Below are 20,928 nucleotides of genomic sequence, written 5' to 3' on the forward strand. Positions count from 1 at the left end.
TGGCGAGAGCGGGGTGCGGCGATCAGAAGTCCGCCACGAGCGACACGTTGAAGCTGCGGCCCGGCTGGGTGTAGGCGTCGCGGATCGTCGAGGTCGAGGTCAGGCCGCGCACGTCGCTCCACATCCAGTAGCGCTTGTTGGTGAGATTGACGATTGCCGCGTTCAGGCGCAAGTCCTTGCGGATGCGCCACTGTGCGCTCAGGTCGAAGGTGGTGGCAGCGGGCGTCCGGAACTGGGTGCCGGTCGTGACCTCGGTGCCGTCGATGTCCGACCACTTCTTGCGTGCGTGGTTCACGGCGTCGAGGCGCACGCTCCACACCGGCGCCTGGTACTTGACGCCGACGCTGGCCTTGCTCGGGTCGATCGAGTTGAGTGGCCGGTTGTTGGTGCGGTCGCGCCCGCGCGTCTGGCCATAGGCGAAGGGCACGGAGAAGCCGTTGCCGTTGTCGGTGAAGTCGAGTTCGCCCTTGATCTCGAAGCCGCTGATGCGCGCGCGCCCGATGTTGACCGACTGGAAGGTCGCCGGATTGGCGCGCGAGCCGAACACGCCGCCGACCTGGCGGTCGTTCTCGATCAGGTCCTTGTAGTCACCGGTGAACGCGGCCACGTCGAAGCTCAGCACGCCGGTGCGCCCGCGCACGCCGAGCTCGATGTTCTGGCTCTTCTCGGGCTTGAGGTTCGGGTTGGGAATCGTCCTGTAGCCCGAGATCACGTTCTCGAAGAAGTTGTTGACCTGGAACGCGTTGGGCGCCTTGAAGCCAGAGGCGTAGTTGCCGTACACGCTCCATTGCGGCGTTGCGCGGAACAGCACGCCGAGCTTGGGCGATACGGCCGAGCCCGAAAGCGACACGACCTGCGCGCCGAAACCGGCCTGCTTCGCGTCGAGCGAGAAGCGGTCGAAGCGGATGCCCGGCGTGATGCTCCAGCGGTCGTGGATGAATTCGTCCTGCACGTAGAACGCGGACGAGGTCTCGCGCGTGTCGGGAAAGCGCTTGAGCGGGAAGGTCTCGCCGGCCGGGGGTACCAGGCCGGTCTGCAGGTTCTCGACGTTGGTGCGCGTGTAGTCGAAGCCGTAGGTGATCTTCTGTGCCCAATCGCCCGTGCGCACGGTCTTGTCGGCCTGCAGGCCGAACTGCCAGGTGCTTTCGTCGTAGGTGACGTCGCGCGTGCGGTCGGCTGCGGTGAAGCGGTCTTCGTAGATGAACTCGCGCGACTTCGCCTTCTGGTAGCTCACCACGGCGAGCAGGCTGTCGGCCATGACGGAGTTCAGGCGCAGGCGGCCGTCGTAGGTGAAGCGGTCGCGCTGCAGGTCGTTCTTCGCGTTGAGGCCGATGACCGAGGTGGACGCATAGGGCGGCTTGGCGACGCCCGAGAGCAGGTCGTAGCGGCTGGTCTTCTCGATGTGCTCGAAGGTGAAGCCGTGGCGCTGGTCGGCATTGGGCGTGAGGATGACCTTGGCGAGCAGCGCCTTGTTGCGGTCGCGCTCGGGGTTGGGCGTGGTGCGGTCGACGTTGGCGGCGTTGTTGGTGCCCATGTTCTCCAGCGCGCTGGAGCGGCCCATGTTGGCCGAGATGAGCCACTGCAGCGTGTCGTTGGCCTTGCCCGCCAGCGTGACGCCACCATGCGTGCCGTTGTCGTCGCCGCTGTAGCCGATGCTGGCGCTGCCGCCGAAGCTCTTGCCGTCGCGCAGGTAGGACGACGGATCGCGCGTGATGAAGTTCACCAGGCCCGCGAGGCCGTCGGAGCCATAGAGCGCAGAGGCCGGGCCCTTGATGATCTCGATGCGCTCGACAAGGCTGATGTCGAAGTAGTCGCGCCCGAACGCGTTGGCACTGAAGACATAGCTGCGCGGCGTGCGGATGCCGTCCGTCAGCAGCAGCACGCGGTTGCCGTCGAGGCCACGGATGTTGAAGCCCGCATTGCTGTCGCGGCCGGTGTTGCCCTGCGCGAGGCCGAAGCGCGCGGGGGCGCGCTTGACGGACACGTTGGGCAGGTCGCGCACCGCGTCGCGGATGTCGGTGATCTGCTTCGATTCGATGTCGTCGCGGTTGATGACCTCGGTGCTCACCGGAAGATCGTCCCTCGCCTGCTCCGAGCGCGAACCGCTCACCACCACTTCATTGAGCGCCGCGACGCGCTGGGCCCACGAGGGTGCCGAAAGACCGAGCCCGGAGGCGATCAGGCAAGGCAGGAGGGCAAGGCGATGGGAGGGACGTCGGTTGAGTTTGGAGGCCACGAAAAAAGGTCCAGAAACAGTTAAAGAACTGCTTGCTGGACCTTCAGGCGCAGAAGACTGCGCGAACGACCTGGCTGGCAATGAAGGGCTGTCGCCCAAGCCTTTTATTGTATGAGAACAATTCTCATTGAAACAACTTAGGACTTACTCATGCAGGGGCCGATGTGCGGATCAGATGGTCGAACGCACCGAGCGCCGCCTTCGCGCCGTCGCCGGCCGCGATGATGATCTGCTTGAACGGCACCGTGGTGGCATCGCCCGCCGCGAACACACCGGGCACAGAGGTCTGGCCGCGCGCGTCGACGATGATTTCGCCGTGTTTCGACAGCTCGACCGTGCCCTTGAGCCAGTCGGTGTTGGGCACGAGGCCGATCTGGATGAACACGCCTTCGAGCTCGACCTTCTTCAGCTCGCCCGTGGCGCGGTCCTTGTAGACCAGGCCGTTGACCTTCTGGTCGCCGGTGATCTCGGTGGTCTGTGCGTTGGTGAACACGTCGACGTTCTTCAGGCTCCTGAGCTTGCGCTGCAGCACGGCGTCGGCGCGCAATTGCGTGTCGAACTCGATCAGCGTGACGTGGCCCACGATGCCGGCCAGGTCGATCGCCGCTTCGACGCCCGAGTTGCCGCCACCGATCACTGCGACGCGCTTGCCCTTGAACAGCGGGCCGTCGCAGTGCGGGCAGTAGGCCACGCCCTTGTTCTTGAACTCGTGCTCGCCGGGCACGTTGATGTTGCGCCAGCGTGCGCCGGTCGAAATGATGACCGACTTGCTCTTGAGCGACGCGCCGCTTTCCAGCTTCACCTCGATGAGGTCGCTGCCGGGCACCAGCGCTTTTGCGCGCTGCAGATTCATGATGTCGACCTCGTAGTCGCGCACATGCTCTTCGAGCGCGTGCGCGAACTTCGGTCCTTCGGTTTCCTTGATCGAGATGAAGTTCTCGATGCCCATGGTGTCGAGCACCTGGCCGCCGAAACGCTCCGAGGCAACGCCGGTGCGGATGCCCTTGCGCGCTGCGTACACCGCTGCTGCCGCGCCGGCAGGGCCGCCGCCGACGATCAGCACGTCGAACGGGTCTTTGGCGGCGATCTTCTTCGCTTCGCGCTCGACGCCGCTGGTGTCGATCTTGGCGAGGATCTCTTCCAGGCTCATGCGGCCCTGGCCGAACTCGGTGCCGTTGAGGAACACGGTGGGCACAGCCATGATCTGGCGTTCCTTCACTTCTTCCTGGAAGGTGCCGCCTTCGATCATCGTGGTGCGGATGCGCGGGTTCTGCACCGCCATCAGGTTCAGCGCCTGGACCACGTCGGGGCAGTTGTGGCAGGTGAGCGAGACGTAGATCTCGAACTCGAAGTCGCCGTCGAGCGCCTTGATCTGGTCGAGCACTGCCTGCTCGACCTTGGGGGGATAGCCGCCGATCTGCAGCAACGCAAGGATCAGCGACGTGAATTCATGGCCCATCGGCAGGCCGGCAAAGCGCGGGCCGTGGTTTTCGCTCGGGCGGTTGACCGAGAACGAAGGCTTGCGATGGTTGTCGTCGCGGCTTTCGGTCAGCTTGACCAGCGGGGACGACTCGGCAACGTCCTTCAGCAGCGACAGCATTTCGCCCGAGGCCTTGCTGTCGTCGAGCGAGGCGACGATCTCGATCGGCTGCGTGGCGCGTTCGAGGTAACTCTTCAATTGGGCTTTGGTGCTTGCGTCGAGCATGAGGGACTCTCCTTCGATAACTGAAAACTATCAATTGGGGGCAAAAAAGCCCGGGGCCTCGTGAGCGCCCGGGCTTCGCACGCAGGCGCTTAGATCTTGCCGACGAGGTCGAACGAGGGCTTCAGCGTTTCGGCGCCTTCGGTCCACTTGGCGGGGCAGACTTCACCGGGGTGTGCGGCGACGTACTGGGCAGCCTTCACGCGGCGCAGCAGTTCGGCAGCGTCACGGCCGATGCCGTTGTCATGCACTTCGATGGTCTTGATCTTGCCTTCGGGGTCGATCACGAAGGTGCCGCGGTAGGCCAGGCCTGCGTCTTCGCCTTCTTCGATCAGCACCTGGAAGGCGCGGGCCAGTTGCTGGCTCGGGTCGCCGATCAGCGGGTACTGGACCTTGCCGATGGTGTCCGAGGTGTCGTGCCAGGCCTTGTGGGTGAAGTGGGTGTCGGTCGACACGCCATACACCTCGACGCCGAGCTTCTGGAATTCAGCGTAGTGGTCGGCCAGGTCGCCGAGTTCCGTGGGACACACGAACGTAAAGTCCGCCGGGTAGAACACCACGACCGACCATTTGCCCTTGAAGTTGTCGTTGCTGACGGGCACGAACTTGCCGTTGTGATACGCGGTGGCCTTGAAGGGAATGATTTCGGTATTGATCAGGGACATGCTGGTTCCTAGTGGTGGTGACTGATGAAAAGGGCGAAGCATCAGTATAACTACCAATCAAGATATTTTGATAGTTGATATCTATCAAAAGTATTGCAAGTCGCTATGTTCACGATGAGCCTGGAACCTCCTTTTCGAGGCCGCAATACGAACGTGTATCACCATCACACGCATGCAGACCGGCGCAGCATGGGATTGCTTGCAAGTGCCACCGCGCCCCTCTGACAATCACCGCTTTCAGAACAAGGAAAAAACCATGAAGGGCGACCCCAAGGTCATCGAACATCTGCAGGCGCAGCTCAAGAACGAGCTCACCGCGATCAACCAGTACTTCCTCCACTACCGCATGCTCAAGCACTGGGGTCTGGACAAGCTGGCGAAGAAGGAATACGAGGAATCGATCGGCGAAATGAAGCACGCCGACAAGCTGATGGACCGCATCTTCATGCTCGACGGCCTGCCGAACCTGCAGGACCTGGGCAAGCTGAACATCGGCGAAGACGTGCCCGAACTGCTGCGCTGCGACCTCGGTGCAGAAACCGGCGCGCAGGCCACCATCAAGGACGGCATCGCGCATTGCGAATCGGTGCGCGACTATGTCTCGCGCGATCTGCTGCAAGAGATCCTGGACGACACCGAAGAGCACATCGACTTTCTCGAAACCCAGATAGACCTGATCGACAAGGTCGGGGTGCAGAACTACCTGCAATCGCAGATGGGCGAACTCGAGTAACGCGAAGCTCTCGCACCAGCCAATCAACGGGACTTCGGTCCCGTTTTTTATTGCTTTACGTAACTTAACTCTGCACGAATAACAGTCATTCTCATTTGCACGGATAAAATCCGCGCCTTCGATGACTGCCACCCGCCCCGACAACCGCCGCCGTGCCTACTGGCTCAAGACCCTGCACGAATGGCATTGGGTGAGTTCGGCCATCTGCCTCATCGGCATGATCCTGTTCAGCGTCACGGGCTTCACGCTCAACCACGCGGGGCAGATCGAGGCCAAGCCGGCCGTCACGAAATTGAGCGGTTCGATCGACGAAGCCCTTCGCGCGCAACTCGAAAAGCAGTTGCCCGCAGCCAAGGCCAGCAAGGGAAAGGCGCCCCTGCCCCCTGAACTCCAGGCCTGGGTGCAGAAGCACTGGGACGTCGGCACCGCCGGCCGCGAGGCCGAGTGGTCGGACGACGAAATCTATCTGTCGCTCTCCCGCCCCGGCGGCGATGCCTGGCTGCGCCTGAGCCTGGCCGACGGCGAAATCGAATACGAGCGCACCGACCGCGGCTGGCTCTCCTACTTCAACGACCTCCACAAGGGCCGCAACACCGGCGCCGCGTGGAGCTGGTTCATAGACATCTTCGCGGGCGCCGCCCTGGTCTTCTCGATCACCGGCCTGTTCATTCTCAAGATGCATGCAGGCAACAGGCCGTTCACCTGGCCGATGGTGGGCATGGGGCTCGTCGTGCCGGTGCTGCTCGCGCTGATGTTCATTCACTGATTCATTCATCAATCGTCGATCCAGGAAAAGAGGTTTCCCGTGCACGTTCGCTATTCACTCGCGCCGCTGGCCATGTCGGCGCTGTTCGCAGCCCCGGCCTTCGCGTCGGGACTGGCCGTCAACATCGAGATACCCCGGCTGAACGTCTCCGAGTACCACCGCCCCTACGTGGCAACCTGGATCGAGCGCGCCGACAACACCGTCGCCGGCACGCTGGCCGTCTGGTACGACGTGCGCACCAAGACCAACAACCCCGAAGGCGAAGGCACGAAATGGTTGAAGGACATGCGCCAGTGGTGGCGCCGCGGCGGCCGCGAACTCGCGGTGCCGGTCGATGGCGTGACGGGCGCCACCAAGCCCGCCGGCAAGCACCAGCTGAGCTTCACTGAAGGCACGGCGCCCATGCCCAAGCTCGCACCGGGCGCCTACAAGCTCGTGGTGGAAGCCGCGCGCGAAGTCGGTGGCCGCGAGGTCGTGAGCATTCCCTTCCAGTGGCCGCCGACGGCAACGGCACAGCCGACCGCAACGGGCAAGGAAGAGCTCGGCGAGATCAAGCTCGAACTCAAGCCCTGACTTGCGCCGCACAGCCCCTTTCACCGCCAGCCCGTCACATCAAGGAACTGTCATGACCCATTTCAACCTGCGCGCTGCCTCCATCGCCATTGCCCTGTCAGCCGCCGCCTCGCTCGCCCAGGCGCACAACGCCTGGCTGCTGCCCTCTTCCACCGTGTTCTCCAAAGCCGACACCGTCACCGTCGATGCCGCGGTGTCGAACGACTTGTTCGTTGCCAACCACGCACCGCTGCGACTCGACGGCCTGCAGATCACCGCGCCCGACGGCAGCACCATCAAGCCCGAGACCGAAGCCAAGCTCAAGCTGCGCAACGTGTTCGACGTGAACGTGGCGCAATCGGGCACCTACCGCATCGCCGTGCTCAATGCCGGCGCCTTCGCGAGCTGGAAGGACAAGGCCACGGGCCAGACCAAGCGTGCGCGCGGCACGGCCGAGACCATCGGCAAGGAAATCCCGGCCGATGCGCAGGACGTGACGGTCACCCAATCGTCCGGCCGCATCGAGACCTTCGTGACGGTCGGCAAGCCTTCGGTGCTCAAGCCGACCGGCCAGGGGCTGGAGCTGATCGCCACCGGCAGCCCGACCGACCTGGTCAAGGGCGAGAAGGCCACCTTCACGCTGAACCTCGACGGCCAGCCCGCCAAGGGACTCGAAGTGACAGTGACGGCAGGCAACACCCAGTACCGCGACAAGCTCGAAGAAATCAAGCTCAAGACCGACGACAAGGGCCAATTCAGCGTGACCTGGCCGGCCGCCGGCATGTACTGGCTCGACGCCAGCACCAAGGACAACAAGACCACGGTGCCGCAAGCCAAGGAACGCCGCCTGAACTACGCGGCCACCCTTGAAGTGATGCCCTGACGCAGCAAGCCACCTTGGGCATTTCGTTCAGCACATGGCGCGCTGGCGGCTACGCCAACGCGGCCGTACCGCGTCCCGCCGATCCCGCGACCCTGCAGCAGCTTGGCGGGCAGACCATGGGCACGACCTGGTCGCTGCGCTTCGACAATCCGCGGATGCTGCCGCTGGCGCAGGTGCGCGCGGCCGTCGAATCGGCGCTTGGCCGTGTGATCGCGCAGATGAGCCACTGGGAGCCGGACTCGGACATCAGCCGGTTCAACCGGGCGCCGGCCGGGTCGCTGCACGTGCTGCCCGCGGAGTTCGCCGAGGTGATGCGCTGTGCTGCGCGATGGGCAGCAGCCAGCGGTGGTGCGATCGATCCGACAGTCGGTCCGCTCGTCGCTTGCTGGGGCTTCGGCCCCGAAGCGCGTGAAGGCGGCCTACCTGCTGCAAAGGCCCTGGCCGATGCGCGTGCGCGCGTCGGCTGGTCGCGGCTGGCCTTCGATTCGGTCGATGGCTCGCTGCTGCAACCGGGCGGCGTCGCGCTCGACCTTTCGGGCATTGCCAAGGGCTTCGCGGTCGACCACGGCGTCGAGGCGCTGCGCGCACTTGGCCTTGTCGACCTTCTCTTTGAAGTCGGCGGAGAGTTGCGAGGCACCGGGCAACGTCCCGGTGGGCAGCCCTGGCAAGTGCTCGTCGACGGCGACCCGACCAAGGCGCGGCGCGTTGCGCTCGCCGACATGACCATCGCCACTTCGGGCGACCGCTGGCATCGGCGCTCGCACGAAGGGCGCCACTGGTCGCACACCATCGATCCGCGCACGGGCGAGCCTGTCGCACATGCGCTGGCCAGCGTCACCGTGCTGCACGCGGAATGCATGCAGGCCGACGCGCTGGCCACCGTGCTGACGGTGCTGGGCCCGGACGAAGGATTCGACTTTGCGCAGCAGCACGACGTTGCCGCACTGTTCGTGAGCCATGGCGACGCATCGCCTGCGGCAAAGGCCACTCGCGCGTGGCCCGCACCGGCCGGGGCATGAACGACCTCACCTTGCGCGCGCTGGGCGCGGGTTCCACCGTGGTGGCGTATGCGGCGCTTTGTGCGTCGATCTACATGCGCGAGCGCAGGCGTCAAGCCGCTGCCGCACGCGACGCCGTGGCGCTCTCGGGGAGCGGCGACGAGCCCCCCGTTCTCGTGCTGTTCGCCAGCCAGACCGGCCAGGCCGAAGCCATCGCCTGGCAGACCGCGCGGCAGCTGAGCGCCGCAGGCATGCCGGCTCGCGTGATGGAGCTGAACACGCTCGATGCCCCGACGCTTGCCGCCGCGCGGCGTGCACTCTTCATCGCAAGCACCTACGGCGAAGGCGACGCACCTGATGGCGCCAGCCTGTTCGCCGAACGCGTGATGATGGATTCGCCACCCAAGCTGCCTTCGCTGCGCTATGCCGTTCTGGCGCTGGGCGACCGCCAGTACGCCAACTTCTGCGGCTTCGGCCGCGCGCTCGACGAGTGGCTACTTGCGACGGGCGCCAAGCGCGAGTTCGATCGCATCGAGGTCGACAACAGCGACCCTGCGGCACTGGCCGCATGGCAGGCGCAATGGGGCGATATGCCAGCGGCCGACGACAGCGCGACTACCAGCTTCACGCAGTGGCGGCTCATTGCACGCGAGCGGCTCAATCAAGGCAGTGCGGGCGCACCTGTCTTCCACCTCGGACTTGTGCCGCAGGCCGGTGCGATGCCGCATTGGGTTTCGGGCGACCTGGCGCAGGTGGCGGTGGCGAGCGATCCGGCGCGCCCGCGCGACTATTCGATCTCATCCGTGCACGCCGACGGCGAACTGCACTTGCTCGTCCGGCAGGAGCAGCATCCCGACGGGACGCTTGGTGCTGCATCAGGGCTGCTCACGTCCACCCTCAGCATCGGCGACACGGTGGCCTTGCGGCTGCGGCCTCATCGAGGGTTCCGCCTGGATGGCAACGAAACGCGGCCGCTGATCCTCATCGGCAACGGCACCGGCCTGGCTGGTCTGCGCGCGCACCTGCGGGCCCGTGCCGCCGCGGGCAGGCACGACAACTGGCTGGTGTTCGGCGAACGCCAGGCGGCCCACGACTTTCTTTATCGCGAAGAAATCGAAACCTGGCAGGCCAACGGCGTGCTGCAGCGGCTCGACATGGTGTTCTCGCGCGATCAGGCGGAGCGCTTCTATGTCCAGCACCGGCTGCTGCAGTCGGCCGACGCCTTGCTGCGGTGGCTGCACGACGGCGCGGCCGTCTATGTCTGCGGAAGCTTGCAAGGCATGGCGTCGGGCGTGGACGCCGCGTTGCGGCAGGTTGCGGGTGAGGCGCTGGTGAATGAGCTGACAGCCAGCGGGCGCTATCGCCGCGACGTCTATTGAGGCCCGCACGCCTGCTTCAGTTGCGCGATAGCAACAGAAAGCAAAACTTTCGGATTAGAAAGTGCTCCATCTGCGTTTCTTCGTATTGAGAAGCAATATCATTCGCAGCGATTTACAAACGCTTTGTAAGTCGACTCACCCAGCCAGTCCGCCCTCGCTTCTCCAGAAAACGCAGGCCGCCAGGACATCGCCAATCGAGTCCTGCTGCCGCCCTTTTCGGAGAAGAACTTCATGGCCTACATCAAGAGCCGCAAACACACCGTTTCGCGCGCCGTTCCACACCTCTCAGGCGCTGCCGCCGCCACGCTGATGGCCATTGCGGCCCCAGCCGCTCTCGCCCAATCGGGTGGCGCGCTGCCTGAAGTCCGCGTGCAGGACTCCACCGCCGCCGACTACAAGACCGACAACTCGTCGAACCCCAAGTTCACGGCTCCTCTGGTGAACACGCCCCAGACCATCCAGGTCATCAAGGAACAGATCATTCGCGACCAGGGCGCGACCACCCTGACCGAGGCGCTGCGCAATACGCCCGGCGTGGGCACCTTCTTCCTCGGGGAAAACGGCAACACCAACACGGGCGACGCCGTCTTCATGCGCGGCTTCGACAGCTCGAGCGCGATCTTCGTCGACGGCATCCGCGACCTGGGCTCGGTGTCGCGCGACGTGTTCAACATCGAACAGATCGAGGTCGTGAAGGGCCCGTCGGGCACCGACGTGGGCCGCACCTCGCCCACCGGCTACATCAACCTCGTCACCAAGAAGCCGAAGCTCGAAGACAGCTTCCTGGGCTCGATGAGCTTCGGCAGCGCCGACTTCAAGCGCGGCAGCGTCGACTGGAACAAGTCGCTCAGCAGCGCCAACGGCATCGGCGCGGCGTTCCGCCTCAATGCAGTAACCGAAGACGGCGGCGTGGCCGGCCGCGATTTCGTCAAGAACAAGCGCACGGCGATCGCCCCGTCGCTGGCCCTCGGCCTGAACAGCCCGACGCGCATCTTCCTCGACTACCTGCACGTCAAGCAGAACAACATTCCCGATGGCGGTGTGCCCACCATCGGCCTGCCGGGCTACAGCACGCCTGACGCCACCGCGATCACGCGCGGCCTGGCGCGCCGCACCTACCTGAACGCCGCCGCGCGCGTGGATTCGAGCAACTTCTACGGCACCAGCTCGGACTTCGACAACGTGACCGCGGACATGTTCACCGCGCGCATCGAGCACGACCTGACGCCCGACATCACCATCCGCAACACCACGCGCTACGGCAAGACCTCGCAGGACTACATGCTGACGTCGTTCATGGGCGGCGGCCTCACGGCGTCGGCAACCGGTGTCGGCCAACTGCCGGCCGCGAACGCGGGCTTCCTCAACACGGTGATCCCCACGATTCCCGCCAGCTGGACCGTCACGCGCAACCTGCCCACCAACAAGGACCAGGAAAACACGATCTTCACCAACCAGACGAGCGTGTCGGCCAAGTTCAACACCGGCAGCATCAGCCACTCGTTCAACGGCGGCCTCGAATTCATCCGCGAGAAGCAGACCGCCAACAACTACTACGCTGCGGGCTACCCCAGCGTAGGCACCACGCTGGCAGCAGCCGGTTCGTGGCCAGCCGCCAACCTGTACAACCCGAACCCGTACGTGAGCGGCTACAACCGCATTGCCAACGGCACCGGCTCGGACGGCAGCACCGACACCATCGGCCTCTACGCCTTCGACACGCTCAAGTTCAACGAGCAATGGCAGTTGACCGCCGGCCTGCGCTATGACCACTACTCGACCACGTACAACGCCACCGCGCTGACGCTGGCACGCACCGGCAACGGTCCGCAGACCTCGACGATCACGCCGACCAACCTGAAGCTGTCGGACAACCTGCTCTCCGGCAAGATCGGCCTGGTCTACAAGCCCACCGAGAACAGCAGCGTCTACGCGGCCTACGGCACCGCCGCACAGCCGCCGGGCGGCGCCAACTTCCAGCTGGCCGCCAGCGGCACCGGCAACAGCGCCGGGCGCACCGACTTCCTGCCGCAGAAGGCCAAGACCTACGAGGTCGGCACCAAGTGGGACGTGATGAACAAGCGCGTGGCCCTGACGGCGGCGCTGTACCGCACCGACGTGAGCAACGAAGTCGTGCAGGACGCGGTCTCGCAGCAGTACTTCCAGACCGGCAAGAAGCGCGTGCAGGGCGTCGAGCTGGGCGTATCAGGCGCGCTGACCGATAACTGGGGCGTGAGCTCGGGCTTCACCACCATGAACACCCGTGTGGCGAGCGGCCCCTCGGTGCTGGCCGATGGCTCGACCGCCCTCGCTTACACGCCGAAGAAGGCCTTCACGCTCTGGACCACCTACCAGTTCCCGTTCGGCCTGACTGTCGGCGGCGGCGCCCGCTACAACGGCAAGCTGCAGCGCGGCACCGACGGTGCGGTGGGAACGCCGGCGTACGTCGATTCGTACTGGGTGTTCGATGCGATGGCCTCCTATCGCATCAACAAGAACATCGACATCCAGCTGAACCTGTACAACCTGTTCGACAAGGACTACGTGGCGGCCATCAACAAGAGCGGCTACCGCTACACGCCGGGCACGCCGCGCTCGGCCAAGATCACCGCGAACTTCGCGTTCTGACGGTCCTTGCGCGCGCCGGGCTTGCCCGGTGCGGTGCGAAACTCGAGCCCCGGCCCGCGCCGGGGCTTTTCTCATTGCGGAGTTCCTGAAAATGATGCTGCATGTGCCCGAAGTGCTGAGCCCTGACCAGGTGCGTGAAATGCGCACCGCACTCGATGCCACGCAATGGACCGACGGGCGCGAGACGGTCGGCGCACAAGGCGCGCAGGTCAAGCGCAATCGCCAGTTGCCGGAACAGTCGGCCGTCGGCCGGGAGCTGGGCAACATCGTGCTGGCCGCGCTGGCCCGGCACTCGCTCTTTTTCTCGGCAGCGCTTCCGTCGCGCTTCGTGCCGCCGCTGTTCAATCGCTACGAGGGGGGCGAGCATTACGGCGTTCATGTCGACGGTGCGGTCCGTGCTCTGCCCGGCAGTGGTCAACAACTGCGCACTGACCTGTCGTGCACCCTCTTCCTGTGCGACCCCGAAGACTACGAGGGCGGCGAACTGGAGGTGATCGACACCTACGGCTCGCACGAAGTGAAGCTGCCGGCCGGCGATCTCATCCTCTACCCGGCCAGCAGCCTGCATCGCGTTCACCCTGTGACCCGGGGAGCGCGGATCTGCTCATTTTTCTGGCTGCAGAGCATGGTGCGAAACGATCAGCAGCGCAGCATGCTGTTCGAGCTCGACCAGAACATCCAGAAACTGCGCGCGCGCCTCGGCGAATGCGAGGAAACGGTGGCGCTGACCGGGCACTATCACAACCTGCTGCGGCTCTGGTCGGAGGTCTGATTCCGGGGGAACAAGATGTTGCATGAATCAGTAACACATAGTTATTGCAAATGCGATGGATTCTTATTTATAATCGACCACATCCAACAGCCAGCCAACTGCCGCTTTCACAGCCATGATCGTTTGCGTCTGCCGCCGAGTCTCCGACCGAGAAATCGCACGCCATGTGCGGGCCGGCATGACTTTTGACGAAGTGCAATTCGAACTTGGCGTGGCCACCCAGTGTGGTCAATGTGAAGGTTGTGCGCGCGATATCGTCGCGCAGTGCAGCGCTTCGCATCCGGTCGCCGCGCTGAATTGCGATTCGGGTCCGAGAGCGATCCAGCTTGCCAACTCCATCAAGGAAAGCAAGGCATGGAACTCGTCTCGGCACTCGGCGGCAGCCTGATTCTGGTCGCAGGTTCGGTCTGGTGGATCTTTCGCAAGTAGCGCGCGTGGCGTCTTCGTAGCGGTTTTGCTGCAATCGGGGCACCTTTCGCGGTGCCCGCATTCGAATGGTTGATCGTGTCTGACCGCTTTGCTCCCCCCCCATCCGTCCTTGGCCTTTCGCGCAATGTCGTCATTGCCGGCGGTGTCATCCTGTTTCACGCGGCCGCGCTCTGGGCGCTTCAAAGCGGATTGCTGCGCCGCGCCGCCGAAGTGGTGATTCCCGTCGAGATACTGAGCCAGTTCGTCGAGCCACCGAAGCCGAAGGCGGACCCGCCTCCGCCGCCCCCACCACCGCCCCAACCCAAGGTGACCAAGGCGCCGCCTCCGCCGCGGCCCCAGGCCATTCGCGAGCCGAAGCCCACGCCGGCGCCCATGGCGCCCGTCGGCGTCACGGAACCGCCCCCACCGGCAACGCCGCCAGCACCTCCCGCTCCACCGGCGCCGCCTGCACCGCCACCTGCGCCCCCGGCTCCGCCGGCCGTGCAGCTGCCATCGAGCAACGCCGACTATCTTCAGAATCCGAAAGCCACCTACCCCGCCATGAGCAAACGACTCGGCGAACAGGGCAAGGTGATCGTGCGAGTGCTCGTCGGTGTCGACGGTCTGCCCAAGAGCGCCGAGGTCAAGAAATCCAGCGGCTTCGATCGCCTCGACGAGGCGGCCGTGGAATACATCATGAAATGCCGGTTTGTGCCCGGCAAGGTCAACGGCGTGGTGCAGGCCATGTCCTATGACGCCCCCGTCAATTACGTCCTGAACTAATTTTTCTCTGGAGCAACTTCGTATGGATTCCCAATTTGGCTTGATGAACGTCTGGAATCAGGGCGATTTCGTCACCAAGGCCGTGGCGGTGCTGCTGGTCGGCATGTCGCTCGCGTCGTGGATCGTGATCATCGTCAAGGCACTCGATGTCGTCCGCTACAAGCGCCTCGCCAAGCATTCGCAGGACTTCTGGCACAGCGAAGACTTCGCCACCGCGCTGAACAAACTGGGCAAGGACGACAGCAACCCCTTCCGCGCGCTGGCCCTCGAAGGCCGCGAGGCGGCTGCTCACCACCGCAACACCAAGGCCCATCTGCACGATGCGCTCGACGTGAGCGACTGGATCACGCGCGCACTGCGCAATGGCATCGACGCCTTCACCGCCCGACTGCAGACCGGCCTCGCGATCCTGGCTTCGGTCGGCTCCACCGCACCGTTCATCGGCCTGTTCGGCACTGTCTGGGGTATTTATCACGCGCTCATGAGCATCAGCTCGGCCGGCCAGGCGACCATTGACAAGGTGGCTGGCCCGATCGGTGAAGCGTTGATCATGACGGCGCTCGGCCTTGCCGTGGCCATTCCCGCGGTGCTGGGCTACAACGCACTGGTGCGCGGCAACAAGTTCGTGCTGACCAAGCTCAACGCCTTCGCCCACGACCTGCACGCCTACTTCGTGACCGGCGCCCGCGTCCAGAGCGGCAGCGGCGATGCCGTCGTGGTTCCGCTCAAGAAGGGCTGAGCATCATGGCTTTCGGAACGCAAGACGAACCCGATGAGGTGATGAACGAGATCAACATGACGCCGCTGGTCGACGTCATGCTGGTGCTCCTCATCATCTTCATCATCACCGTGCCGGTGATGAAGCACGCAGTCAACATCGACCTGCCGCGCGCTTCCAGCGAGCCAGAGCAGCCCAAACCGCAGAACATCCTGTTCAGCGTCACGGCTGACGGTTCCTACTACTGGAACGAACAGAAGATCGACGACAGCGAGTTGCCCAACCGCCTCGCCGCCGAAGCCGCCAAGGAACCGCAGCCCGAGCTGCACATCCGCGGCGACAAGGCCGTGCGTTACGAGCGCGTGGCCAAGGCGATGTCGGAGGCCCGTGAAGCCGGTGTGCGCAAGATCGGCTTCATCACGGAGCCTGAAGCGAAGTGATCTGAAATCGCAAGCCAAAAAAAGTTGATCGCGACGATTGACTTTTTATTGCGAATCATTATCATTCACTCATCGCTTCGATAAGGGAACTCCAGATGCCAGCCACACCGAATGCCTTTTCTGTCCTGAACCATCCTTCGCTCGACCAGTCGGGTGGCGGCCATGCGTCCATCCAGGCAACGCGTCCGGTGCCGATGGTTGAAAGCACGGAGCTTCTGAAAGGAAGCAAGACTGTGGGCATCATGCACAACGGTTCTCTCTACCGGCTTCAAGCCACCAAACTCGGCAAGCTGATCCTGACCAAGTAAGTCGTCCAGCCCGCCCTTCGCGCAAGTTTCATCGTGGGGCGACTCAAGGAGATTCATCTCCGAAGGGTCGTTTTTTGCTAGCCAACGGTTCGCCGACTAGCCAAGCTTTTTTTCACGCTGAAGCAGCCCAAAAGAAAACGCCGACCTCGAAGTCGGCGTTTTGCTTTGTGCGGAAGAAAAACTCAGAGGCCGAGAGCCGCAATGCCCGCCTTGGCAATCTGGGCATCTTCATTCGACTTCACGCCGCTCACGCCAACAGCGCCGATCACCTGGCCGTCCTTGACGATCGGCACGCCGCCTTCGAGCAAGCCCTGCACTTCGGGAGCCGTCAGGAACGCCGTGCGGCCGCCGTTGATGATGTCTTCGTAGACCTTGCTTTCGCGCCGGCCCATGGCTGCCGTGTGCGCCTTGGCAGGAGCGATGTGCGAAGACAGCGCCGCGGCGCCGTCCAAGCGCTGCAGCCAGAGCAGGTTGCCGGCGTCGTCCGAGATCGCGATCGTCACCGCCCAGTTGTTCTTCAGGGCCTCGGCTTCAGCCGCTGCGGCAACGGCCTTGACGTCGGCGAGTTCGAGGAAAGATTTGGTCTTCATGATGAGCTCAGTTTGCGTGAAAACCCGACAGCATAACGGCCATGCTGCCAGGGGTGTCTTAAGGGCTTGAGAACACCCCGCATACGGTCTTTGCGACACCCCCTCTTGCAGCCCCCTAGAATGCGCCCAACTGCGTCATTGCAGCAATCACAGGAGCTCCGGCCATGAACGACCGCGTTACCACCCTAGATACTTCAACAGGCTACGGCCAGCCGCTGGCGCAGGCTGAACGCCAGCGCGTACTGCGCAACACCTACTGGCTGCTTGCACTGAGCATGCTGCCCACCGTTCTGGGCGCCTGGGTCGGCGTGAGCACCGGCATCACCCGCTCGCTCACCGGTGGCCTGGGCCTCATCGTCTTCCTCGGCGGCGCCTTCGGCTTCATGTTCGCCATCGAGAAGACCAAGAACTCCGCCGCCGGCGTGCCGGTGCTGCTGGCCTTCACCTTCTTCATGGGCCTGATGCTGTCGCGCCTGATCGCGATGGTGCTCGGCTTCAAGAATGGCTCGGAACTCATCATGACGGCCTTCGGCGGCACCGCCGGCGTGTTCCTCGTGATGGCCTCGCTGGCCACGGTCATCAAGCGCGATCTGTCAGGCATGGGCAAGTTCCTGTTCGTCGGCGCGCTGGTGCTGATGTTCGGCGCCATCATCAATGTGTTCGTTGGTTCGACCACGGGCATGCTGGTCATCTCGGTGGCTGCCATCGGCATCTTCTCGGCCTACATGCTCTATGACCTGAAGCAGATCATGGACGGCGGCGAAACCAACTACATCAGCGCCACGCTCGCGCTGTACCTCGACCTGTTCAACGTGTTCCAGAGTCTGCTGGCGCTGCTGGGCATCTTCGGCGGCGAGCGCGACTGAACGAACGAACAAGCGAGCGAATCGCGCTCACCAGAACAAAGGGCCCCGAGGGGCCCTTTTTCATTCCAGCTCGAAGACCGCTATCGACTCGACGTGCGCGGTGTGCGGAAACATGTTGACCACCCCCGCGAATGTGCAGCGGTAGCCCGCCTGGTGCACCAGCAAGCCGGCGTCGCGCGCGAGCGTCGACGGATTGCAGCTCACGTACACGATGCGCTTGGGCGGCGTCCAGCCATCGGTGCGCAACTCGGGCTGCTGGTGTAGGTCGGCCATGGCCTTGGCCAGCGCGAATGCGCCTTCGCGCGGCGGATCGACCAGCCACTTGTCGGCGCTGCCATCTGCCACCAGCATCGCCGGCGTCATGTCGAACAGATTGCGCGCCACGAAAGTTGCAGGCGACAACGCACGGCGGGCCGACGTTGCAGGCTGGTTTCTTTTGAAGTTGTCGGTCGCGCGCGCCACCAGCGTGTCGCTGCCCTCGATGCCCAGCACCTCGCGCGCCTTGCTCGCCAGCGGCAGGGTGAAGTTGCCGAGGCCGCAGAACCAGTCGATCACGCGCTCGTCCGACTGCACGTCGAGCAGGCGCAGCGCCTTGCCCACCAGCGCCCGATTGATGTGCGGATTGACCTGCGTGAAATCGGTGGGCTTGAACGGCATCGTGACGCCGAACTCCGGCAACCGATACGCCAGCGGCGTGCCGCCCTCTTCCAGCAGCTTCACGGTTTCCGGCCCCTTGGCTTGCAGCCACCACTGGACGCCTTCGTTGCCCGCGGCAAAGGCCTTCAACCGATCGATGTCCGCACGCGAGAGCGGCTCGAGGTGACGCAGCACCAAAGCGATCGTGCCGAGCCGCGTGGAATCGGGTGCGTCACCGCAGGCCAATTCGATCTGCGGGCATGTCTCGCGCGCATCCATCGAACCGATCAACGCGCGCAGCGGCATCAGCATCTTGCTGACCTGCTTCGGCAGCACCGGGCACACCTGCATGTCGGCCAAGTAGCGGCTCTTGCGCTCGTGAAAACCGATCAGCACCGTGCCCTTCTTGACCACATGGCGCACCGAAAGACGCGCACGGTAGCGGTAGTGCCAGGCCGGCCCTTCGAGCGGCCGCAGCAGGTTGTCGGGTTTGACCTTGCCGAGGTGCCACAGGTTGTCTTCCAGTGCGCGCTGCTTCACGGCCACCTGGGCGGCTGCGTCCAGGTGCTGCATCTTGCAACCGCCGCAGGCACCCGTGTGCAGGCCGAAATGCGGGCAGCCCGGGCGCACCCGCTGCGACGATTCGCGGCGGATGGTCGTGACCGTGCCCTGCTCCCAGTTGTTCTTGCGGCGATGGACATTGAACTGCACTTCCTCGAAAGGCAATGCGCCTTCGATGAACACGACCATGCCGTCGGCCTTGTGCGCCACGCCCTGCGCATCGAGGTCGAGAGACTCGACCTGCAGCCATTCTTCGCCGGGATTCGTGGGGACTTTCTTTTCTTCGATGGATTCCGTCATCCCCCGATTGTCTCAGCGTGGACGGGGGCCTCTAGAACAGCGCGTCGCGCCCCACACCCGAACGGGCCAATTGGCGGCGCATCTTGGCCAGTGCCTCGTTCTGGATCTGCCTCACACGCTCGCGCGTGAGGCCGAGGCGCACGCTCAGCACCTCCAGCGTTTCGGGCTCGCGGTCGTGCAGGCCATAGCGCCCCTCCAGCACCTCGCGTTCGCGCGCATCGAGGGCGTGCACCCATTGGTCGAGCAGGCGTTCCACCTCGTGCGTGTGCGCCACGCCAGTCGGACTACTCTGCTCGTCTTCAGAAGCCACGGTATCGGCCAGCGTGAAGCCCTCGTCTCCCCGGGCATCGCCCGCATCCAGCGAGCGCGGGGCCTCGGACAGGGCAAGCAGGTCGGCCACCGCCTGCACCTCGCGGCCCAGCAGCGCGGCAATGTCTTCCACGCGCACGCCGTCGGGCCGGTGCGCAAGGAATTCGGCGTCGCCTTCGAGGGTGCGGCGAGCCCTCAGAACTTGCTGCAGTTCGCGCACCACATGCACCGGCAGCCGGATCGCACGCGCCTGCGTCATGACGGCGCGCTCGACAGACTGGCGGATCCACCAGGTCGCATACGTGGAAAAGCGAAAGCCGCGTTCGGGCTCGAACTTGGTGATGGCGTGCATCAGGCCAAGATTGCCTTCCTCGATGAGGTCGGACAGCGGCACGCCCCGGCCCAGGTAGCTCTTGGCGATGTTGACCACGAGCCGCAAGTTGTGCTCGATCATCGATTGGCGCGCGGCGAAGTCGCCAGCCCGCGCGGCGCATGCAGTCTGGTATTCCTGCGCGGGCGTGAAGAGCTCGGTGCGCCGGACCTGGCGCAGGTAGATGGTCAGCGCATCCGCGCCCTCGCCGCCAATCAGTTCGCTCGCGACGCCATTGGGCAGCGCGGTGTCTGTCGACGACGGATCTACGCCTTCTTCTTGGGGACCAGCGCTCTCGCTGGTGAGCTCGCGCTGACCCTTGCTGGAAGATGGGCTGCTGCCCCTGCCCGCCGACCCGCGCACAGGCAACAGCGTGCGGCGGGGGCGGGAGGCAGCCATGGCATCACCGGCCGGGCAGGTAGCGCGAAGGATCGACGGGCTTGCCCTGGCGGCGAATCTCGAAATGCAGCTTCACGCGATCAGCATCGCTGTTGCCCATCTCGGCGATCTTCTGGCCCTTCTGAACCGACTGGTCTTCCTTCACGAGCAGCGTCTGGTTGTGCGCATACGCCGTGAGGTAGGTGTTGTTGTGCTTCAGGATGATCAGGTTGCCATAGCCGCGCAGACCTGCACCCGCATAGACCACACGACCGTCGGCGGCGGCCAGCACGGGGTCGCCCGCCTTGCCACTGATGTCGTAGCCCTTGTTCTTGGCTTCGTCGAAACCTGCGATCAGCGAACCGCTGGCGGGCCAGATCCAGCCGAGGTCTTCATCACCCGAGTTGCCGCTGCCAGGACTGGCCGGGGAAGCCGTAACGGGAGCCGGTGGTTTGCTCGCACCGCTGGCAGGCGTCGTAGGCACCACCGCAGGCTGCGGCGTCACAGGCTTCGTGACCGCACCTTCGGAAGAAGTGGCCGGAGGCGTCGCGGGCGCGGCCGCAACAGCCGTTCCCGAACCAACTGGCGGAATCACGCGCAGCACCTGGCCGACTTCGATCAGGTCTGGGTTATCGATGTTGTTCCAGCGAACGATGTCCTGCCAGCGCTGGCCGGTTTCATTGCCGATACGGCGGATCGTGTCGCCCGGGCGCACGGCGTAGTAGCCAGGCTTGCCATAGTTTTCGATACCGGCGAGTGGCTTGCCGTTGGCATCTGTGGTGATGGGCGGGCCGCCGGGCACTGCTGCGCCTGGCGCGCGCGTCATGGTGCCGCGGTCTTCGACCGGTGCCGGCCCACGCGGTGTGGAACAGCCCGCGATCACGAGCACAAAGGCCAACGTGACGCCAGCGAACCAACTCCGATTGCCAAAACCCTGCATTTGTTAT

At 64.4% G+C, this 20,928-nt stretch carries 21 protein-coding genes; 14 read left to right on the forward strand and 7 right to left on the reverse strand.

Features of this window, described 5'->3' with window-relative positions; translation table 11 throughout:
- Positions 1-22: 22 nt before the first annotated feature.
- From ACZYSP_RS07030 to ahpC, 3 genes are all read right to left on the reverse strand, one after another.
- Positions 23-2,236 carry a TonB-dependent hemoglobin/transferrin/lactoferrin family receptor gene (locus ACZYSP_RS07030; protein ID WP_489013330.1) on the reverse strand — a complete coding sequence of 738 codons (2,214 nt, stop codon included), beginning with the start codon at positions 2,234-2,236 and terminating at the stop codon, positions 23-25.
- 148 nt (positions 2,237-2,384) lie between these two features.
- Positions 2,385-3,941 (reverse strand): alkyl hydroperoxide reductase subunit F, encoded by a 1,557-nt coding sequence (ahpF, locus tag ACZYSP_RS07035; RefSeq protein WP_093051121.1) that lies wholly within the window; start codon positions 3,939-3,941, stop codon positions 2,385-2,387.
- 89 nt (positions 3,942-4,030) lie between these two features.
- Positions 4,031-4,603: an alkyl hydroperoxide reductase subunit C gene (ahpC, locus tag ACZYSP_RS07040; protein WP_093051124.1), complete on the reverse strand. Its 573-nt coding sequence runs from the start codon at positions 4,601-4,603 to the stop codon at positions 4,031-4,033.
- A gap of 256 nt (positions 4,604-4,859) precedes the next feature.
- Here ahpC and bfr point away from each other — a divergent pair, with 256 nt between their 5' ends.
- The 13 genes from bfr to hemP all read left to right on the forward strand — a co-directional run bounded on the left by bfr (position 4,860) and on the right by hemP (position 15,971).
- Positions 4,860-5,336, forward strand: a complete 477-nt coding sequence (bfr, locus tag ACZYSP_RS07045; protein WP_007830763.1) for a bacterioferritin — start codon at positions 4,860-4,862, stop codon at positions 5,334-5,336.
- Positions 5,337-5,457: 121 nt separating this feature from the next.
- Complete coding sequence (locus ACZYSP_RS07050) at positions 5,458-6,102, forward strand: PepSY-associated TM helix domain-containing protein (protein WP_489013331.1); 645 nt, start codon at positions 5,458-5,460, stop codon at positions 6,100-6,102.
- Between the two features lie 72 nt (positions 6,103-6,174).
- Positions 6,175-6,675, forward strand: coding sequence for a DUF2271 domain-containing protein (locus ACZYSP_RS07055; protein ID WP_489013687.1), 501 nt, complete (start codon positions 6,175-6,177; stop codon positions 6,673-6,675).
- Positions 6,676-6,727: 52 nt separating this feature from the next.
- Positions 6,728-7,537 (forward strand): DUF4198 domain-containing protein, encoded by an 810-nt coding sequence (locus ACZYSP_RS07060; RefSeq protein WP_489013332.1) that lies wholly within the window; start codon positions 6,728-6,730, stop codon positions 7,535-7,537.
- 14 nt (positions 7,538-7,551) lie between these two features.
- Positions 7,552-8,556, forward strand: a complete 1,005-nt coding sequence (locus tag ACZYSP_RS07065; RefSeq protein ID WP_489013333.1) for an FAD:protein FMN transferase — start codon at positions 7,552-7,554, stop codon at positions 8,554-8,556.
- Positions 8,553-9,914, forward strand: a complete 1,362-nt coding sequence (locus ACZYSP_RS07070) for a sulfite reductase subunit alpha (RefSeq protein ID WP_489013334.1) — start codon at positions 8,553-8,555, stop codon at positions 9,912-9,914. The genes ACZYSP_RS07065 and ACZYSP_RS07070 overlap by 4 nt, the downstream gene beginning before the upstream one ends.
- Before the next feature lie 231 nt (positions 9,915-10,145).
- Positions 10,146-12,542: a catecholate siderophore receptor Fiu gene (locus ACZYSP_RS07075; protein ID WP_307615041.1), complete on the forward strand. Its 2,397-nt coding sequence runs from the start codon at positions 10,146-10,148 to the stop codon at positions 12,540-12,542.
- 91 nt (positions 12,543-12,633) lie between these two features.
- A complete protein-coding gene (locus ACZYSP_RS07080; protein ID WP_093051139.1) occupies positions 12,634-13,314 on the forward strand; it encodes a Fe2+-dependent dioxygenase in 681 nt (226 codons plus the stop codon).
- Positions 13,315-13,429: 115 nt separating this feature from the next.
- Positions 13,430-13,702, forward strand: a complete 273-nt coding sequence (locus tag ACZYSP_RS07085; RefSeq protein ID WP_093051142.1) for a (2Fe-2S)-binding protein — start codon at positions 13,430-13,432, stop codon at positions 13,700-13,702.
- A gap of 113 nt (positions 13,703-13,815) precedes the next feature.
- Positions 13,816-14,505 carry an energy transducer TonB gene (locus ACZYSP_RS07090; RefSeq protein WP_426393189.1) on the forward strand — a complete coding sequence of 230 codons (690 nt, stop codon included), beginning with the start codon at positions 13,816-13,818 and terminating at the stop codon, positions 14,503-14,505.
- Positions 14,506-14,527: 22 nt separating this feature from the next.
- Positions 14,528-15,244: a MotA/TolQ/ExbB proton channel family protein gene (locus tag ACZYSP_RS07095; protein ID WP_093051148.1), complete on the forward strand. Its 717-nt coding sequence runs from the start codon at positions 14,528-14,530 to the stop codon at positions 15,242-15,244.
- Positions 15,245-15,249: 5 nt separating this feature from the next.
- The gene (locus tag ACZYSP_RS07100; protein ID WP_007830740.1) at positions 15,250-15,663 is read left to right on the forward strand and encodes an ExbD/TolR family protein; all 414 of its coding nucleotides are present in this window, start codon (positions 15,250-15,252) and stop codon (positions 15,661-15,663) included.
- Positions 15,664-15,758: 95 nt separating this feature from the next.
- Positions 15,759-15,971, forward strand: coding sequence for a hemin uptake protein HemP (gene hemP, locus ACZYSP_RS07105; RefSeq protein ID WP_093051151.1), 213 nt, complete (start codon positions 15,759-15,761; stop codon positions 15,969-15,971).
- Between the two features lie 182 nt (positions 15,972-16,153).
- On the opposite strand, the gene ACZYSP_RS07110 is transcribed toward hemP, so the two are convergent.
- On the reverse strand, positions 16,154-16,561 hold the full coding sequence (locus tag ACZYSP_RS07110) for a GlcG/HbpS family heme-binding protein (protein ID WP_093051154.1): 408 nt from the start codon (positions 16,559-16,561) through the stop codon (positions 16,154-16,156).
- Between the two features lie 164 nt (positions 16,562-16,725).
- Between ACZYSP_RS07110 and ACZYSP_RS07115 the strand changes: the two genes are divergently transcribed.
- Positions 16,726-17,427 carry a Bax inhibitor-1/YccA family protein gene (locus ACZYSP_RS07115; RefSeq protein ID WP_093077694.1) on the forward strand — a complete coding sequence of 234 codons (702 nt, stop codon included), beginning with the start codon at positions 16,726-16,728 and terminating at the stop codon, positions 17,425-17,427.
- Positions 17,428-17,487: 60 nt separating this feature from the next.
- On the opposite strand, the gene rlmD is transcribed toward ACZYSP_RS07115, so the two are convergent.
- Genes rlmD through ACZYSP_RS07130 form a run of 3 tightly spaced genes read right to left on the reverse strand, consistent with a single transcriptional unit; the run spans position 17,488 to position 20,921 of the window.
- Positions 17,488-18,924, reverse strand: a complete 1,437-nt coding sequence (gene rlmD / locus ACZYSP_RS07120; RefSeq protein WP_489013335.1) for a 23S rRNA (uracil(1939)-C(5))-methyltransferase RlmD — start codon at positions 18,922-18,924, stop codon at positions 17,488-17,490.
- A 31-nt stretch (positions 18,925-18,955) separates the two neighbouring features.
- Entirely contained in the window at positions 18,956-20,002 is a 1,047-nt protein-coding gene (locus tag ACZYSP_RS07125; protein ID WP_093077698.1) for a sigma-70 family RNA polymerase sigma factor, read from the reverse strand.
- A 4-nt stretch (positions 20,003-20,006) separates the two neighbouring features.
- Positions 20,007-20,921 carry a peptidoglycan DD-metalloendopeptidase family protein gene (locus ACZYSP_RS07130; RefSeq protein WP_093051166.1) on the reverse strand — a complete coding sequence of 305 codons (915 nt, stop codon included), beginning with the start codon at positions 20,919-20,921 and terminating at the stop codon, positions 20,007-20,009.
- Positions 20,922-20,928 lie beyond the last annotated feature (7 nt).

It is taken from the genome of Variovorax sp. F042 (genome assembly GCF_057814215.1).

Coding starts and splice junctions, on each gene's coding strand:
- ahpF (WP_093051121.1), bottom strand. CDS start 3,941: ATGCTCGACGCAAGCACCAAAGCCCAATTGAAGAGTTACCTCGAACGC.
- ahpC (WP_093051124.1), bottom strand. CDS start 4,603: ATGTCCCTGATCAATACCGAAATCATTCCCTTCAAGGCCACCGCGTAT.
- bfr (WP_007830763.1), top strand. CDS start 4,860: ATGAAGGGCGACCCCAAGGTCATCGAACATCTGCAGGCGCAGCTCAAG.
- ACZYSP_RS07050 (WP_489013331.1), top strand. CDS start 5,458: ATGACTGCCACCCGCCCCGACAACCGCCGCCGTGCCTACTGGCTCAAG.
- ACZYSP_RS07055 (WP_489013687.1), top strand. CDS start 6,175: ATGTCGGCGCTGTTCGCAGCCCCGGCCTTCGCGTCGGGACTGGCCGTC.
- ACZYSP_RS07060 (WP_489013332.1), top strand. CDS start 6,728: ATGACCCATTTCAACCTGCGCGCTGCCTCCATCGCCATTGCCCTGTCA.
- ACZYSP_RS07070 (WP_489013334.1), top strand. CDS start 8,553: ATGAACGACCTCACCTTGCGCGCGCTGGGCGCGGGTTCCACCGTGGTG.
- ACZYSP_RS07075 (WP_307615041.1), top strand. CDS start 10,146: ATGGCCTACATCAAGAGCCGCAAACACACCGTTTCGCGCGCCGTTCCA.
- ACZYSP_RS07080 (WP_093051139.1), top strand. CDS start 12,634: ATGATGCTGCATGTGCCCGAAGTGCTGAGCCCTGACCAGGTGCGTGAA.
- ACZYSP_RS07085 (WP_093051142.1), top strand. CDS start 13,430: ATGATCGTTTGCGTCTGCCGCCGAGTCTCCGACCGAGAAATCGCACGC.
- ACZYSP_RS07095 (WP_093051148.1), top strand. CDS start 14,528: ATGGATTCCCAATTTGGCTTGATGAACGTCTGGAATCAGGGCGATTTC.
- ACZYSP_RS07100 (WP_007830740.1), top strand. CDS start 15,250: ATGGCTTTCGGAACGCAAGACGAACCCGATGAGGTGATGAACGAGATC.
- hemP (WP_093051151.1), top strand. CDS start 15,759: ATGCCAGCCACACCGAATGCCTTTTCTGTCCTGAACCATCCTTCGCTC.
- ACZYSP_RS07110 (WP_093051154.1), bottom strand. CDS start 16,561: ATGAAGACCAAATCTTTCCTCGAACTCGCCGACGTCAAGGCCGTTGCC.
- ACZYSP_RS07115 (WP_093077694.1), top strand. CDS start 16,726: ATGAACGACCGCGTTACCACCCTAGATACTTCAACAGGCTACGGCCAG.
- rlmD (WP_489013335.1), bottom strand. CDS start 18,924: ATGACGGAATCCATCGAAGAAAAGAAAGTCCCCACGAATCCCGGCGAA.
- ACZYSP_RS07125 (WP_093077698.1), bottom strand. CDS start 20,002: ATGGCTGCCTCCCGCCCCCGCCGCACGCTGTTGCCTGTGCGCGGGTCG.
- ACZYSP_RS07130 (WP_093051166.1), bottom strand. CDS start 20,921: ATGCAGGGTTTTGGCAATCGGAGTTGGTTCGCTGGCGTCACGTTGGCC.